Here is a 15,578-nt window from a genome sequence, read left to right as displayed (position 1 = left end):
GGATATCCTTATATGATTATATCATGTCGCTGACCGCCGATCAGACAGTCGAAGCCCTGCGCGCCGCGGGCGAGCCGACGCGCCTGCGCATCCTGTCGCTGCTGGCCGGCGAGGAGCTTTCGGTGATGGAACTGAGCCGTGTGCTGGAACAGAGCCAGCCGCGCGTCTCGCGCCATCTGAAGCTGATGGCCGATGCTGGTCTGATCGAGCGCTTCCCTGACGGCGCACGCGTCTTCTACCGTGTGTCGCACGAACCTCTGGCGCGGCGGCTGATCGACACCGTTCTGGACCTGCTCGACGACGCCGAAGGCGAGGCGGATCACCGTCGGCTGGACGCCGTGCGCGACGAACGCGCCACTGCGGCCGCCGCCTATTTCGAACAGGTCGCCCCGAGCTGGGACCACATCCGGTCCCTCTATGTTTCCGAGACGGCGGTCGAGAGCGCCATCGAACGCGCCGCCGGACCGGGTCCGTTCGAGCGCGTCGTCGATCTGGGCACCGGATCGGGGCGGATGCTGACCCTTCTGGGGAAGAAGGCGAAGATGTCGATCGGCCTCGACCTGTCCCAGAACATGCTCAACATCGCCCGGGCCAATGTCGCCAGGGCCGGGCTGGAAAAGGTCGAGCTGCGCCACGGCGACATCTTCGCCACTCGCCTGCCCGCCCAGTCGGCCGATCTGGTGCTGGTGCACCAGGTGCTGCACTACCTCGCCGATCCCGGCGCCGCCCTGGCCGAAGCCGCCCGCGTCGTCAGCCCCGGCGGCAAGCTGCTGATCGTCGATTTCGCGCCGCACGACCTCGAGCGTCTGCGCGAGGAGCACCAGCACCGCAGGCTGGGCTTCGCCGACGACGAGATCGGGCGCTGGCTCGTCGAAGCCGGTCTCGACGCCTCCGCCTCCATCGCCCTGCCCCCCGACCAGGCAGGGCTGACTGTCACCATCTGGACCGCGACCCGCCCGCAGACGCTGGCCCCTGTCGCATCAAGGAGCGTCGCCTGATGGCCGCCAACGCCACCTCTCTCGCTGAAGCCCGCGCCCTGCTGCTGTCGCCGTTGGGGCCGGTGGCTCGTGCGGGCCAGAACGCCAATCCGGTCCGTGTTTCGTTCGAGTTCTTCCCGCCCAAGACCGACAAGGCCGAAGAGACCCTGTGGGAGGCCGTGCGTCGGCTGGAGCCGCTGAACCCCGAGTTCGTCTCGGTGACCTATGGCGCCGGCGGATCGACCCGTGAGCGGACCCACCGGACCGTGCAGCGGATGCTGACCGAGACCACGCTGAAGCCCGCCGCCCACCTGACCTGCGTCGACGCCAGCCGTGACGAGGTCGACGAGGTCATCCGCGACTACAAGTCGATCGGCGTGAACCACATCGTGGCCTTGCGCGGCGACCCGCCCGGCGCCGCCGGGATCGGCGGCGTCTATCAACCCCGCGCCGACGGCTACGCCAACGCCACGGAACTGACCCGGGCCATCAGCCGCGTCGGCGGCTTCGACGTCACGGTCGGCGTCTATCCGGAACAGCATCCGGAGAGCCCGTCGATCGACCACGACATAGACGTGCTCAAGGCCAAGATCGACGCCGGCGCCACCCGCGCGGTCAGCCAGTTCTTCTTCGACATCGACGCCTTCCTGCGCTTCCGCGACCGGGTGCGGGCTGCGGGTGTGACTATCCCCCTGATCCCCGGGATCATGCCCGTGTCGAACTTTGCCGGTCTGCAGCGCATGTGCGGATCGTGCGGCGCCTCTGTGCCCGACTGGCTGGCGGCCCATTTCGAAGGCCTCGACGACGACCCGGAGACGCGCAAGCTGCTGGCCGCCTCCGTCGCTGCCGAGACCTGCGCCCGACTGCAGGAAGAGGGTTTCTCCGACTTCCACTTCTACACCCTGAACCGCGCCGACCTGGTCTATGCGATCTGCCGCGTCCTTGGTGTCCGCGAACAGAAGGCTGACTGATGACCCGCGCCGAACGCATCGCCGCCCTGCACAGGGCCGCCGCCGAACGCATCCTGGTTCTCGACGGATCCTGGGGCGTGATGATCCAGCGCGTCGGGCTGGAGGAGGCCGACTTCCGTGGCGACCGCTTCGTCGAAGCCAATGGCTACAACGAAAAAGACCAGATGAAGGGCAACAACGACATCCTGTGCATCACCCGCCCGGACGTCATCTCTGACCTTCACGACCAGTATTTCGGCGCCGGCGCGGACATCTCCGAAACCAACACCTTCTCCGGCACGGTCATCGCCCAGGACGACTACAAGCTCGACGAACAGGCGGTCTGGGACATTAATCTGGAAGGGGCGAAACTGGCCCGCGCCGCCGCCGACCGCTGGACCGAGAAGGAGCCGCACAAGCCGCGCTTCGCCGCCGGTTCGATCGGGCCGCTGAACAAGATGCTGTCCATGTCGTCGGACGTGAACGATCCCGGCGCGCGTCTGGTCACCTTCGACCAGGTCTATGAGGCCTATCGCCATCAAATCCGCGCCCTGAACGAGGGCGGGGTCGACCTCTATCTGATCGAGACCATCACCGACACGCTGAACTGCAAGGCGGCGATCAAGGCGATCAAGGACCTCGAGGACGAGGGCATGGAAGCCCTGCCGATCTGGATTTCCGGCACCATCACCGACCGTTCGGGCCGGACCCTGTCGGGCCAGACGGCGGAAGCCTTCTGGAACTCCGTGCGCCACGCCAAGCCGTTCGCCGTCGGCTTCAACTGCGCGCTTGGAGCGGACCTTATGCGGCCCTTCATCGCCGAACTGAGCCGCGTCGCCGACACCCTGGTCGCCGCCTATCCCAACGCCGGCCTGCCCAACGCCATGGGCCAGTATGACGAGGAACCGCACCAGACGGCCCACTTCATCGAGGAATGGGCGGCTTCGGGCCTGGTCAACATCGTCGGCGGCTGCTGCGGCACGACGCCCGACCACATCAAACACACGGCCGAGGCCGTCGCGAAACTGCCGACGCGGGAAATCCCCGAGCGTCCGGTGGCGATGCGGCTGTCCGGGCTGGAACCATTCGAACTGGTAGCCTGATGCGTCCCACTTTCATCAACGTCGGCGAACGAACCAACGTCACCGGCTCGGCCAAATTCAAGAAACTGGTCGTCGAGGGCGACTACTCCGCCGCCCTGACCGTCGCGCGCCAGCAGGTCGAGGCCGGCGCCCAGATCATCGACATCAACATGGACGAGGGCCTGCTGGATTCGAAGCAGGCCATGATCACCTTCCTCAACCTGATCGCCGCCGAGCCCGACATCGCCCGCGTGCCGGTGATGATCGACTCCTCCAAATGGGAGGTGATCGAGGCGGGCCTGAAATGCGTCCAGGGCAAGCCGATCGTCAACTCGATCTCGATGAAGGCGGGCGAGGCCGAGTTCCGCGAACAGGCCGTGAAATGCCTGCGCTACGGCGCTGCCGTCGTCGTCATGGCTTTCGACGAGGTCGGCCAGGCCGACACCGCCGCCCGCAAGATCGAGATCTGCACCCGCGCCTATCGCATCCTGGTGGACGAGGTCGGGTTCCCGCCCGAGGACATCATCTTCGACCCGAACATCTTCGCCGTGGCGACGGGGATCGAGGAACACGACAACTACGCTGTCGACTTCATCGAGGCGGTCAAGGTCATCAAGGCCACCCTGCCCTACGCCCGCATCTCGGGCGGGGTGTCGAACGTCTCGTTCAGCTTCCGCGGCAACGAGCCCGTGCGCCGGGCGATCCACTCGGTCTTCCTTTACCACGCCATCGCGGCGGGCATGGACATGGGCATCGTCAACGCCGGCGACCTGCCGGTCTATACGGACATCGACCCGACGCTGCGCGAGGCCGTCGAGGACGTGATCCTCAACCGGCCCCAGCGGACCAATGTCTCCAACACCGAACGCCTCGTCGACATCGCCCCCAACTACAAGGGCGACAAGGGGGTGGCGCGCGTCGTCGACCTGAAGTGGCGCGACCAGCCCGTCGGCAAGCGGATTGAACACGCCCTGGTCAACGGCATCACCGAGTTCATTGACGCCGACACCGAAGAGGCCCGACTGTCGTTCGACCGGCCGCTGCACGTCATCGAGGGCCCGCTCATGGACGGGATGAACGTGGTCGGCGACCTGTTCGGCTCGGGCAAGATGTTCCTGCCCCAGGTGGTCAAGTCCGCCCGGGTGATGAAACAGGCCGTGGCCTGGCTGGAGCCCTTCATGGAGGCCGAGAAGGCCGGCAAGCCGCGCGAACAGGCCGGCCGGATCCTGATGGCGACCGTGAAAGGCGACGTCCACGACATCGGCAAGAACATCGTCGGCGTCGTGCTGCAATGTAACAACTACGAGGTCATCGACCTCGGCGTCATGGTCCCGGCCGACCGGATCCTTGACGCCGCCGTCGAGCACAAGGTGGACATCATCGGCCTGTCTGGCCTGATCACCCCTTCGCTCGACGAGATGGTCTTCGTCGCCCGCGAGATGCAGCGGCGCGGGTTCGACATCCCCCTTCTGATCGGCGGGGCGACCACCAGCCGGACCCATACGGCCGTGAAGATCGAGCCCGGCTATTCGGCCGGGTCGACCACCTATGTCGTCGACGCTTCGCGCGCCGTGGGCGTGGTCTCCGGCCTGCTGTCAAAGACCGAACGGGCAAAGAACGAGGCCATCACCCGCGACGAATACATCCGCATCCGCGAGCAGTATGCGCGCGGACAGGAGGTCAAGGCGCGCGCCACCCTGCCCCAGGCGCGAGAGAACCGGTTCCGGATCGACCCGGCCCAGCCCATGCCCGGCAAGCCGTCCTTCCTCGGGGTCAGGGCGTTCGACAGCTGGGACCTTCAGGACCTGGCCGACCACATCGACTGGACGCCGTTCTTCGCCAGCTGGGAGCTGATCGGTCGCTATCCCCTGATCCTCGAGGACGAGATCGTCGGCGAGGCGGCCAAAGACCTGTTCGCCGACGCCCAGGTCATGCTGAAGCAGATCATCGACGAGAAGTGGTTCACGGCCAAAGGCGTGGTCGGCTTCTGGCCCGCCAACGCCGTCGGCGACGACGTGGCCGTCTATGCCGACGAAAGCCGCACCGAAGAGATCGCCCGCTTCCACACCCTGCGCCAGCAGATCCGGAAGTCGAACGGCAAGCCGAACCTGGCCCTATCCGACTTCGTGGCCGAGACGGGCCAAGACCATATCGGCGCCTTTGCGGTCACCACGGGCCACGGCGAGCTGGAAGCCTCGAAGCGGTTCAAGGACGCCGGCGACGACTACTCCGCCATCATGGCGGCGGCCCTGGCCGACCGTCTGGCCGAGGCCTTCGCCGAGCGGCTGCACAAGGAGGTCCGGACGCAGTTGTGGGGCTATGCGGCCGACGAGGTGTCGACACCCGATGAGCTGATCGCCGAACAGTACCAGGGCATCCGCCCGGCTCCCGGCTATCCGGCCCAGCCCGACCACACGGAAAAGGCCACCCTGTTCCGCCTGCTGCAGGCCGAACAGAACGCGGGCATGGCCCTGACCGAAAGCTTCGCCATGACCCCGCCGGCCTCGGTCTCGGGCCTCTATTTCGGCCACCCGGGCAGCCACTATTTCGGTGTCGGCAAGATCGATCTGGACCAGATCGAGGACTACGCCGCTCGCAAGGGCTGGGACGTGGCGACCGCCGAACGCTGGCTCGCGCCGATCCTCAACTACGAGCCGGGCGCAGCGGAGCGCGTGGCGGCGGCCTGATCGGGTCTCCTCCCTGCGCCGCAGGCGTGGGGAGGTGGCTCGGAGCGCAGCGGAGAGACGGAGGGGTTCTTGCCGCCGTCAGAGCCCCTCCGTCTGCTCGCGAAGAGCTCGCACCCACCTCCCCATCGCTAAGCGACAGGGAGGAGACTGCAAAACCTACTCCGCCTTCGGTACGCCGACCTCGTCCAGACCGGCCTGATCGAGCGTCACCGGCGGGGTCGTGATATTCTCGCGGACCCGGCGGGCGGCGTGTTCGCAGCGGCCGGGCAGGCCGAAGAACAGGCCGAAAGCCTCACTGCGGGCCCGTTCGTCTTCCTGGGCCTGCAAGGGCAGCCATCTGGCGGCGGCGTCCGCCTCTGCGGCGCGGGCGGCGGCGAGGGTCGCAGGCGTCTGGCGGCCCTGACCGGCGCGGAGCGCATCGCGGAAATCCGCCGCCTCAAGACCACCCAGACGGATGATGTCGCGATCCAGATCGTCGGCGGTCGTCAGGCTGCGGCCGAGCGCGATATGGCCCTCCACGAGAGCGGCGCACCAGGCCACCAGCGGATAGTCCTGTTCCGGCGCACCGCGCGGCAGCGGTGTCTCATAGGCGATGGCCTCGCGCGCCCGCAGCGAGTCTGTGCTTTCGCCGGCGTCCCGGGCCGTGACGACCGGGCCGTCGTCCTGGCGAGCGAGGGCCGGGGACTGGGCGGCGAGGGCCAGGACGAAAAGAGAGGCGGCGAGACGAAGGCGCATGGACAGTCCGTGATCTGTTTCGGGGAGTTCACCCCACCCAACGCCTGAAGCGTCCCAATGGTTTTTCTGCGGCGCCGATTGCCCAAAGAAAAGGGCGGCGGATCCGGAGATCCGCCGCCCAGTTATGCTCATGTCGTCGTCAGTAAAGGTCTAGAACTTGATCGAGGCGCTCAGACGGACGAAGCGGGGTGTCTGATAGGAGCTGACCTTGCCATAGTTCGGGTCAATATCGCCCGGACCGGGGTAGCGTTGAACGTCGATCTCACCGAACTCGTTGAAGTCGAGCTCGTTTTCGGAGTTGAAGACGTTGAACACGTCGGCCCGAAGGGTCACGCCTTCACCGGGGATGCCCCAGCGATCGGAGATCGTATAGGCGAACGTCAGGTCGACCTGGGTCAGCCAATCGCTTTCGAACACCGTGCCGCGCGGGGTGGGCAATGAGTTGAGCACACCGTCATTCGTCCGATCACAGTACCACGATGCCGCGCCGTAGAAGGCGGCGAAATCGTCGTCCAGCGAGTTCGGATCCGTCTGCGGGTGGACGCCCTGGCAGCCGAACTGGCGGGGGGACTGCACGATGATGTTCGTCCCGATGTTGAAGGCTGGAGTGACCTGCCAGTTGCCATAGGCCTTGAACGAGTGTTCGCGGTGGTTCGGCAGCTTGCCGGAGGCACCGTCGGCCAGACCGGGAACGTCATAGTCCTGGGTCAGGCCGGGGTCGGCCTGGCCGTTGTCGGACTTCAGAGCGCCTTCGTAGTTGCCCTCGTTATCCGACCAGACGTAGCTGACGCGTCCGCCCCAGACGCCGTCGAAGGCGCGTTCGAGGGTGAATTCGGCCGCCGTGTACTCGCGGACGGGTTTCGGGAAGCGCAGGGCATCGGCCGACAGGGTGACCTGACGGTCCTGGGTGATGCGTCCGCCCGAAGCCGCCGCCAGGTCGGAACCGGCCAGGGTCACGGTCACGTCCTCACCGGGGTTGGCCAGAACGTACTGGTGGAAGCCCGACCAGACCGAGTAGCAGCTCGCCGCCGTCAGACCGCCGCCGGCAGCGGCGCAGTAGGCCTGCAGGGCGCTGTCGATGGCGATGTCGTCGATCGCGCGACCCAGGTCACGATAGGTGCCCGTGACGCTGGCGGTGAAGTCACCCCAGCTGTTCGAGAACTCCTGCGAGTAGCCGAGGATGAACTCGTCCACGTACATCGGCTTCAGCTCGGCATCCACCTGGGTGTTGGTGGGGCGGGTAGTTCCGTCGGCAAACGTCGTGGCGCTCCCCGGCCGCGGCGTGCCAAGGATCGGCTGATCGTTGTCGTCGCGAATGCCGTCCTGGTTGGCGTCGATCGTCAGGTTACCGTTCGTACGGTTCAGATCGTACAGGTCGCGGAAATACAGTTCACGGCCGGCCAGACGCTGGTTCGTGTTGACCGCGACGGGCAGGAAGTAGCGGCCATATGAGCCAAACAACTTGGCGGTGCGATCGCCGAACACATCGTAGGTCGCACCCAGACGCGGAGCGATCTGGTCCTGGATGTCGACGAAGACGTCACCGGTGATGTTCGAGTTCTCGAAGCTTTCCGAACGCACGCCCAGGTTCAGGGTCAGACGGTCGGTGACCTGCCAGCTGTCCTGGATGTAGTAGGCGTTCTGGGTCGATTCCCAGGCCCCGTCGTTGTTGTAGACCTCGACGCGAACGCGGGTCGGACGGCCGAAGGCATCCGGCGTCTGGTAGCGATAGGCGACCCCGCCGGTCCGCGTTCCCGAGCACAGCAGGGCGTCAGCCCCGACCGCGCGGTTGATCGGCTGGCCGCTGTTACGGCAGATGTTGAAGCCTGAACCCGAACGCGACAGCGTCTGCGCGCCCGTAAGGTTCTCGTTGTCGATGCCGGCGCGGATATGGTGAGCGCCGAACAGGTTGAAGTACATGTCGACGTCGAAGCGCAGCATTTCGCGCTTGTCGTCATTAGTGCCCGGCGAGCCGACCAGCCAGTTGCCCCGCTGGGCACCCAACGGTGCAACAACATCCAGGGTGCCGTCGTTGTTGTAATCGAAGCCGGTGATGTCCGTGATGACCGGGTTGCCGTCTTCCGAGGAGGACGACTCAGAGTTGTTGTTCGTCTCTCCATAGGCCAGCGAGGTCGTCAGCCAGTCGGTCCACTGACCGGTGTAGCGCATGACCCAGTTATCGCCGCCGTTCTTGACCTGATAGGTGCCGTCGTCGCGCGATCCACCCGTCGTGCCGGCGAAGAAGGTGCGCTGGTTGATGTCGGTTTCGGTGGCGTCCGAGAAGTAGGTGCCTTCCAGGCGGTGGCCATCGGCGATAATGAAGTCGACCTTGCCGCCGTAGATCGGGCTGTCGTCCTCGTTACGGAACCCGAGGTTCGAGGCGCTCTGGTTATAGGTTTCGCGGTAGCGCTGGTTGTACAGGCCGTACACGAACAGGCGATCCTCAATGATCGGGCCGCCGGCTTCCAGGATGACGTCCCAGCTTTCGACGCTGTCGAACTCGTTCAGCGCCAGATAGGTGTTCGGCGAATAGTTGCGGAGCGATTCCGGCTCCCAATAGGTGGTCAGGCCGAATTCCCACTCGTTGCCGCCGGACTTGGTCGTGGCGTTGACCACGCCGCCGGTGCCACGGCCGAACTCCGCAGAATAGCCACCAGTCTTGGTCTCGAAGGTCTCGTAGAACTCGAACGGGACGGTCGCGCCGCCCAGGAAGCTGACGAAGTCAGTGGTGTTCAGGCCGTTGACGAAGAAGGTGTTTTCACCCGCCGACGAACCCGAAATCGACGGGATGCCGCCGAAGGCCGCGTCGCCCGCGGTCACGCCGGGGGCCAGCAGGGCCAGGGCCGTGCCGTTGCGGGCCAGAGGCACGCTGGCGGACAGGGTCTCGACGTCGACGCTCAGGCCGGTCGTGGTCGTGTCGAAGTCCGACACGGCGGTACGGACACCCACGACAACGATTTCGTCGACGTTGGTGGCCGACGAGTCACCTGCGCGTCCAACGGTGAAGACGGCCGAGGTCGTGCCGCCCACGCCGACGGTCACGGAGTCGGAGAAGGCGTCGTAGCCGCTCGCAGTGATGGCGACAGTGTAGCTGCCGGGAGGCAGGGCGACAGCGCGGAAGTTGCCGGACGAGTCCGAGGTCAGAGTGCGGCTGAAGCCCTGGGCGTTCGAGGTGACGGTGACCGACGCGCCGCTTACCGGAGCACCGCTCTGGCTGCTGACAGTCCCCGACAGGGCGCCCTGGGTCGCCGAGGCCTGGGCCATCGCTACGCCAGGAACGGCCATCAGGGCCAGGGAAGGAACCATGGCTGCAGCGAACAGCGCGGCTCCACCGATCATGGTCGACGCCAGCAGGCGCCCACGGACGGTTTCAACTTTCAAGGTATAGTCTCCAGCTGCGCAAACGGGCCCTCCCGCGAGGTCCACCCATTGCTCCGTCGCAATGCAACATCGCGACTCCCTGACAGAACTGTAATCTTCACATCGATTACGTCCACGTAAATGCTTCGGCAGGGCCACATTCCGGCCTCACCTGTCACCATAGCGCCACATCCTTGATACGCGGGCGTAAAGGTAAGATGGGTGCTGACCATCACCGGATTCCCGCGCGGGACAGGAAACGCTCCTTGTTGAACATTCGCCCCACCCTGTCGCTGACCCCGGCTGATCACGTGAATGCGGCCCTGGCGGCCTTCCAGCGGAGAGATCGGGACGCAGCGGCCGCCCATCTCGCACATGCGGTAAAAACCGACGGCGATTTCGGGGCCAAGTGGGGCGCAGTCTCGCGGCTGGCATCGACCATCGGCGCCATCTCCGTCGCCCTGACCGCGGCCGAGCGCTATGCGAGGGTCAACCCGGCAGACCCCGGCCCTCGGCTGGCGTTTGGGCAGATGCTGGCGCTGCACGGACGGGTCCAGGCCGCCTGCGACGTGGGGCGCGCCCTGACCATCGAACAGCCAAAAAACTCTGCAGGGTGGCATTTCCTCGGGACCTGTCTTGCCCAGATCGGCGATACCGAGGCGTCGAACGCCGCGCTCCGTCATGCCATGTCGCTGCACACCGATGCCTCGGCCATGGCCTGGTCGTGGCAAGCCCTGGCCGAGTCCAAGAGCTTCGCGGAAGGCGACCCCGATCTGCAGTCGATGCTCGACCTGCTGCGGCAGCTCCCGAGCGGGCCGGCGGGCGAGGAAGCGCGCAGCGTTCTGAAGTATGCACTGGGCAAGGCCTGGGATGATCTTGGCGATATCGACCGAGCCTTCGCGGCCTATTCCGAAGGCGCTGCGGTCATGCAGAGACTTCGTGGCTACAAGGCCGCAGATACGGATGCCTTTGTTGAGCAGGTGATCCAGGGCTGGACCCCTGATTTCGCGTCCCGTCTGCCCGCCGTGGAGGCCCGGTCGAAGAGGCCGATCTTCGTGTTCGGCCTGCCCCGCTCGGGCACCACCCTGATCGAACAGATTCTGGTCAGCCACGCAGACGTGGCCGACGGCGCCGAAATCAATTATTTCAGCACGGCGGCAATGCCGATCCAGGGTTTCACCCCGGCGGCAGTGGCGACCTTCGCGGCCTCACAGGGCGCCGCAGGCTTCGAGGCCATCGGCCGCGCCTATCTGACGATGCTTGACGAACGGTTCGGTTCCGCAGGCCGTATCGTGGACAAGACACTGAACCACAGCCGCTACCTGGGGCTGATCCGACACGTCCTGCCCGATGCGCGCTTCATCTGGCTGAAACGATCTCCCGGCGCGGTGGCCTGGTCCTGCTTCCGAACGCGTTTCTCGCAGGGCGTGGACTGGAGCTGGTCGCAGGAGGATATGGGTCGTTACTTCCGGGGCGAGGACCGCCTGCGGGAACACTGGGCGGACCAGTTGGGCGACTCCGTTCTGACGGTCCCCTACGATGAGTTGGTGGGCGACATAGAGCCGTGGATTGACCGGATCATCCATCATGTCGGCCTGCCTCCCCAGGCCGGCCTCAGCGACTTCCACAAGACGAAGCGCGCAGTCACGACCGCCAGTTTCGCCCAGGTGCGAAAACCGCTCTACACCAGTTCGCGGGAAGCATGGCGGCGCTATGAGAGCCACCTGGAGCCCTTCTTCAAGGCCTATCAGGGCTGAACGCCTTCGCAGGAACGCTCGCATGACCACTCCCTACCGGACCCTCGACGACAGGACGCTTGTCGCGCCCCAGATCACCCTCGACAGCCTCGCGGGGTTCGCCGACGCCGGTGTCGTTATCGTGATCAGCCATCGTCCGGACGACGAGGAACCCGGTCAGCCCTCGGCCAATGAGATGGCCGCAGCCGCGGAGGCTGCGGGCATGCGGTTCGTCCATGCCCCCGTGACGGGCCTTCCGGATGCGACGGCGGTGACAGCGACGGCAAAGGTCCTGGCGGACCTCGCACCTGAGGACCGGGTCCTGATGTTCTGCCGCTCGGGCACACGGTCGACGGTGACCTGGGCGCTGGCGATGCGGGCTCTGGATCGGGCCGCTCCCGACGAACTGCGCGAGGCGGCGGCGAACGCCGGCTACGACCTCAGCCGGTTGCCGCTCTGAGGTTGGCCCGGCCTAGCGCTGGATCGCGACACGCGTGGCATAGGGTATGGGTTCGGGATCACCGCAGGACGCAAGGACGAGTTGCGCCGCCATGAGACACAGGATGGCCGCCGCGATGGGCTGGAGCCGATTTGAGACACTGAAGGCGATGCTGCGGGCCACGAGGTACGCTCCGGACGGGATTTACCTTTCGTTAAGGCAAGGATCGCGCCGGATTTCGGGGACGCGCGCATGATTCCCTTCGTCCGTGCGTTCGATTTTGCCTACGGCCGCCGCGACCAGGTCTCGCCCCTGATCCAGCGCGTGATCTGCGACAATCCCGGCCCCTTCACCTTCACCGGCACGGGGACCTATATCGTCGGGCGTCCAGACAACGGCGCGGCGGTCGCCGTGATCGATCCGGGCCCCCTCGATGACGCGCACCTGCAGGCGCTGCTAGCGGCGGTGAACGGACGAACGGTCAGCCATGTGCTGGTGACCCACACCCACCGCGACCACTCTCCCCTCGCCCGCCCGTTCGCGGACCGGGTCGGGGCTCCCGTCCTGGCCATGCGCCCGCCCACCCGCCAGACCCACGCTTCGGGACCGCTCGATGAGGAGGAGGACGAGGTGTTCGCGCCGGACACGATCCTGTCCGGCGGGGAGCGGATCGAGGGCGACGGCTGGACGTTCACGGCCATGGCCACGCCGGGCCATGCCTCCAACCACATGGTTTTCGCGCTGGAGGAGGAGAATGCCCTGTTCTGCGGCGACCACGTCATGGGCTGGTCGACCACCGTGGTCGCGCCACCGGACGGGAATATGTCGGACTATATGCGCAGCCTCGACGCGGTGATCGCCGCCGGGTTCTCGACCCTGTGGCCGACCCACGGGGCGCCCGTGACCGAGCCCGAACCCTTCCTCACCGCCTATCGGGCCCACCGGCTGGAACGGGAGGCGCAGATCCTGTCACGGATCCTGACGGGCGACCGGACGATCGCCGAGATTGTCCCGGTCCTCTATGCTGCGGTCGATCAACGCCTCTGGCCGGCCGCCGGCCTGTCGGTGCTGGCGCACCTGATCAAGCTGGTCGACGAAGGCCGCGTGACCGCGAACGAACCACCCGGCCTCGCCTCTTCCTACGGCCCCGTCTGAAGCGCGGCGACCAGTCGGGCGGCGATCTTGCAGGTGGCGCCGCCGTCGGTGTGGTCATAGCGCGCTACGACCCGGACGTCGGTGCGGTCCGGACGGATGCGAACCACGGCCTCATGGCCCATGCCGAACCAGAAGCCGTCCCGAACGCCGCGTGAGCGGAACAGCTGCGACTCTGTGACGGAAAAGCCCGCTGCCTGCAGCGCCTCTGTGGCTTTGGCCGGCGCGACCTGGGTCAGGACGGCCGGCACGCCCTCACAGGCGACGGGCGCACCCGTAGCGCCGGGCACTGCCGGCGGCTCCGTCAGGTCGGTCGAGACGTCCATCGGCCCCGCGAGCGCGATCGTGCGGGACTGAACGAAAAAGGCGCCCGCAACGGCGGCGCAGATCACGACGATGGCGATACTGACGAGGCCCAGCCGACCGAACTGCGGCAAGGCCAGCACCAGTGACAGCAGGGCGAATCCCAGCGCCACCCAGGACACGATCTGGGCGATCTGGATCGTCAGCAGGTCCAGTCCGGTGTCCAGCGACACGATCCCGTTCCGCGTCAGGAGGACCGCGATGAAGGTCATCAGCGGCGCCAGGACGGCCAGACCTGCGGCGATCCGCACCTTGCCCATGCCGGTCTTCACCCGCGAGCGCGGACCGCTGGCCATGCCTCAGCCCCGCTCGGGCGAAACGGCCGTCGGCAAGGTGTAGTCCTTGAGCCGCTCGCGCAGCAGCTTTTTGTCGATCTTGCCCGTCGCGCCGAGCGGAATGTCGTCCACGAAGACCACATCGTCGGGCATCCACCATTTCGCGATCTTGCCGACCAGGAAGTCTAGGTGCTCCTGCTTGTTCTCCGTCTCGCCGGGCTTCAACTTGATGACCAGCACCGGCCGCTCGTCCCACTTGGGATGCGCGGCACCGATGACGGCGGCCAGCTCGACCCTGGGATGGCCCACGGCGATGTTCTCGATCTCGATCGAGGAGATCCACTCGCCGCCGGACTTGATCACATCCTTGGCGCGGTCGGTGATCTGCATGAAGCCGTGTTCGTCGATGGTCGAGACGTCGCCGGTGTCGAAGAAGCCTTCGTGGTCGAGGATGTCACCACCCTCGTCCTTGAAATAGCCCTTGGCGATGGTCGGGCCCTTGATCATCAGCCGGCCGTAGGTCGTCCCGTCGTGCGGCATCTCCTGACCGGCGTAGTTCTTCAGCTTCAGCTCGACGCCCAGGGGCGGAATGCCCTGTTTGATCCGCCACTTCATGCCCTCGTCATAGGGCAAGGCCGCCAGTTCCGGCGTCAGATTGCTGAGCGTGCCGATCGGCGAGGTCTCGGTCATGCCCCAGCCCTGGAGGACCTCGATGTCGAACTCGTCGTGGAAGGCCCGGATCAGGCTCTCCGGCACGGCCGAGCCGCCGATCAGGACTTTCTTGACCGTCGGGATCTTGAGGTTGTTCTCGCGCAGGTGCGTGAGCAGGCCCTGCCACACCGTTGGCACGGCGGCCGAGAAGGTCACGCCTTCGGACTCGATCAGTTCGTAGATGGCCGCCCCGTCCATCCGGGCGCCCGGCATGACCAGGCGCGCGCCCGAAGCCGGGCCGGCGAAGGCGATACCCCAGGCGTTGGCGTGGAACATCGGCACCACCGGCAGGATCACTTCGGCAGGCGACGGAGCCAGCACCGTGGCCTGCATGCCCAGCAGGGTGTGGATGAAGTTCGAGCGGTGGGAATACAGGACCCCCTTGGGGTTCCCGGTCGTGCCCGAGGTGTAGCAGAGGCCGCACGCCGTCTGTTCGTCGAACCCGCCCCAGACGACATCGTCCGACACGCCCGACAGGACCTGTTCGTAGCATTCCGCCTTGGGCAGCTTGGTCGCCGGCATATGCCATTCGTCGGTCATGACGACGACGCGCTCCACCGACGGGCAGTGCGGCAACACCGCTTCCAGCAGAGGCACGAAGGTCAGATCGACGAAGATGATCCGGTCTTCGGCGTGGTTGATGATGTAGATCAACTGCTCGGGGAACAGGCGCGGGTTCAGGGTATGGCACACAGCGCCCATGCCCATGATGCCGTACCAGACTTCCATATGGTTGCCGGTGTTCCAGGCCAGGGTCGCGATCCGGTCGCCCGACTTCACGCCCCAGTCCTTGAGCGCGTTGGTGACCTTGCGGGCCCGACTGTGAATTTCGCCATAGGTTGTGCGGACGATCGGTCCCTCGACCGAGCGTGTCACGACTTCGCGATGACCGTGCCAGTTTCTGGCGTGGTCCAGGATCCGATCGACCGTCAGCGGCCAGTCCTGCATCAAACCGAGCATTGCATTCCCTCATTGCCCCGGCTGGATGCGGAGCTTGGCGTCAGGCTAGCCGAGGTGACCGCTGATAAGCAACGTGACGCTAGGTCACTGTAGGGCCGTTTCAGGCTTTGCCGTTGCGTCCCCATGGCTTTTGCCGTCTGTTCCGCTGCCT

Annotated in this window: 11 protein-coding genes; 7 read left to right on the top strand and 4 right to left on the bottom strand. The window is 66.1% G+C overall.

Annotated elements, in window-relative coordinates; all coding sequences use genetic code 11:
- Positions 1 to 23: 23 nt before the first annotated feature.
- The 4 genes from Q0044_RS15555 to metH are packed head-to-tail and all read left to right on the top strand — an operon-like array spanning position 24 to position 5,696.
- Positions 24 to 998, top strand: coding sequence for an ArsR/SmtB family transcription factor (locus Q0044_RS15555; RefSeq protein WP_298163376.1), 975 nt, complete (start codon positions 24 to 26; stop codon positions 996 to 998).
- Positions 998 to 1,948, top strand: coding sequence for a methylenetetrahydrofolate reductase [NAD(P)H] (gene metF / locus Q0044_RS15550; protein WP_298163375.1), 951 nt, complete (start codon positions 998 to 1,000; stop codon positions 1,946 to 1,948). The genes Q0044_RS15555 and metF overlap by 1 nt, the downstream gene beginning before the upstream one ends.
- Positions 1,948 to 3,030 carry a homocysteine S-methyltransferase family protein gene (locus Q0044_RS15545; RefSeq protein WP_298163374.1) on the top strand — a complete coding sequence of 361 codons (1,083 nt, stop codon included), beginning with the start codon at positions 1,948 to 1,950 and terminating at the stop codon, positions 3,028 to 3,030. Before metF ends, Q0044_RS15545 begins: the two co-directional genes overlap by 1 nt.
- The gene (metH, locus tag Q0044_RS15540; RefSeq protein ID WP_298163373.1) at positions 3,030 to 5,696 is read left to right on the top strand and encodes a methionine synthase; all 2,667 of its coding nucleotides are present in this window, start codon (positions 3,030 to 3,032) and stop codon (positions 5,694 to 5,696) included. Before Q0044_RS15545 ends, metH begins: the two co-directional genes overlap by 1 nt.
- Before the next feature lie 156 nt (positions 5,697 to 5,852).
- Here the strand turns inward: metH and Q0044_RS15535 are convergent, their stop codons facing one another.
- Positions 5,853 to 6,431 (bottom strand): hypothetical protein, encoded by a 579-nt coding sequence (locus Q0044_RS15535; RefSeq protein ID WP_298163372.1) that lies wholly within the window; start codon positions 6,429 to 6,431, stop codon positions 5,853 to 5,855.
- A gap of 150 nt (positions 6,432 to 6,581) precedes the next feature.
- Positions 6,582 to 9,812, bottom strand: coding sequence for a TonB-dependent receptor (locus tag Q0044_RS15530; RefSeq protein ID WP_298163371.1), 3,231 nt, complete (start codon positions 9,810 to 9,812; stop codon positions 6,582 to 6,584).
- A gap of 245 nt (positions 9,813 to 10,057) precedes the next feature.
- Between Q0044_RS15530 and Q0044_RS15525 the strand changes: the two genes are divergently transcribed.
- From Q0044_RS15525 to Q0044_RS15510, 3 genes are all read left to right on the top strand, one after another.
- Positions 10,058 to 11,548: a tetratricopeptide repeat-containing sulfotransferase family protein gene (locus Q0044_RS15525; RefSeq protein ID WP_298163370.1), complete on the top strand. Its 1,491-nt coding sequence runs from the start codon at positions 10,058 to 10,060 to the stop codon at positions 11,546 to 11,548.
- A gap of 22 nt (positions 11,549 to 11,570) precedes the next feature.
- Positions 11,571 to 11,987, top strand: coding sequence for a protein tyrosine phosphatase family protein (locus Q0044_RS15520; RefSeq protein WP_298163369.1), 417 nt, complete (start codon positions 11,571 to 11,573; stop codon positions 11,985 to 11,987).
- A 231-nt stretch (positions 11,988 to 12,218) separates the two neighbouring features.
- Entirely contained in the window at positions 12,219 to 13,121 is a 903-nt protein-coding gene (locus tag Q0044_RS15510) for an MBL fold metallo-hydrolase (protein ID WP_298163368.1), read from the top strand.
- Here Q0044_RS15510 and Q0044_RS15505 read toward each other — a convergent pair.
- The gene (locus Q0044_RS15505; protein WP_298163367.1) at positions 13,106 to 13,777 is read right to left on the bottom strand and encodes a DUF1499 domain-containing protein; all 672 of its coding nucleotides are present in this window, start codon (positions 13,775 to 13,777) and stop codon (positions 13,106 to 13,108) included. The genes Q0044_RS15510 and Q0044_RS15505 overlap by 16 nt on opposite strands.
- Positions 13,778 to 13,780: 3 nt before the next feature.
- A complete protein-coding gene (locus tag Q0044_RS15500; protein WP_298163366.1) occupies positions 13,781 to 15,427 on the bottom strand; it encodes a long-chain-fatty-acid--CoA ligase in 1,647 nt (548 codons plus the stop codon).
- Positions 15,428 to 15,578: the final 151 nt, after the last annotated feature.

The organism is Brevundimonas sp., assembly GCF_027484365.1.
In the GTDB taxonomy this organism is placed as follows: domain Bacteria; phylum Pseudomonadota; class Alphaproteobacteria; order Caulobacterales; family Caulobacteraceae; genus Brevundimonas.
Note: the sequence above shows the minus strand (reverse complement) of the source record. Positions and strands in the feature narration are given on the sequence as shown.

Bases quoted from the DNA above. Each gene is read 5' to 3' on its own strand.
- Q0044_RS15555 (WP_298163376.1), top strand. From the start codon at position 24: ATGTCGCTGACCGCCGATCAGACAGTCGAAGCCCTGCGCGCCGCGGGC.
- metF (WP_298163375.1), top strand. From the start codon at position 998: ATGGCCGCCAACGCCACCTCTCTCGCTGAAGCCCGCGCCCTGCTGCTG.
- Q0044_RS15545 (WP_298163374.1), top strand. From the start codon at position 1,948: ATGACCCGCGCCGAACGCATCGCCGCCCTGCACAGGGCCGCCGCCGAA.
- metH (WP_298163373.1), top strand. From the start codon at position 3,030: ATGCGTCCCACTTTCATCAACGTCGGCGAACGAACCAACGTCACCGGC.
- Q0044_RS15535 (WP_298163372.1), bottom strand. From the start codon at position 6,431: ATGCGCCTTCGTCTCGCCGCCTCTCTTTTCGTCCTGGCCCTCGCCGCC.
- Q0044_RS15520 (WP_298163369.1), top strand. From the start codon at position 11,571: ATGACCACTCCCTACCGGACCCTCGACGACAGGACGCTTGTCGCGCCC.
- Q0044_RS15510 (WP_298163368.1), top strand. From the start codon at position 12,219: ATGATTCCCTTCGTCCGTGCGTTCGATTTTGCCTACGGCCGCCGCGAC.
- Q0044_RS15505 (WP_298163367.1), bottom strand. From the start codon at position 13,777: ATGGCCAGCGGTCCGCGCTCGCGGGTGAAGACCGGCATGGGCAAGGTG.
- Q0044_RS15500 (WP_298163366.1), bottom strand. From the start codon at position 15,427: ATGCTCGGTTTGATGCAGGACTGGCCGCTGACGGTCGATCGGATCCTG.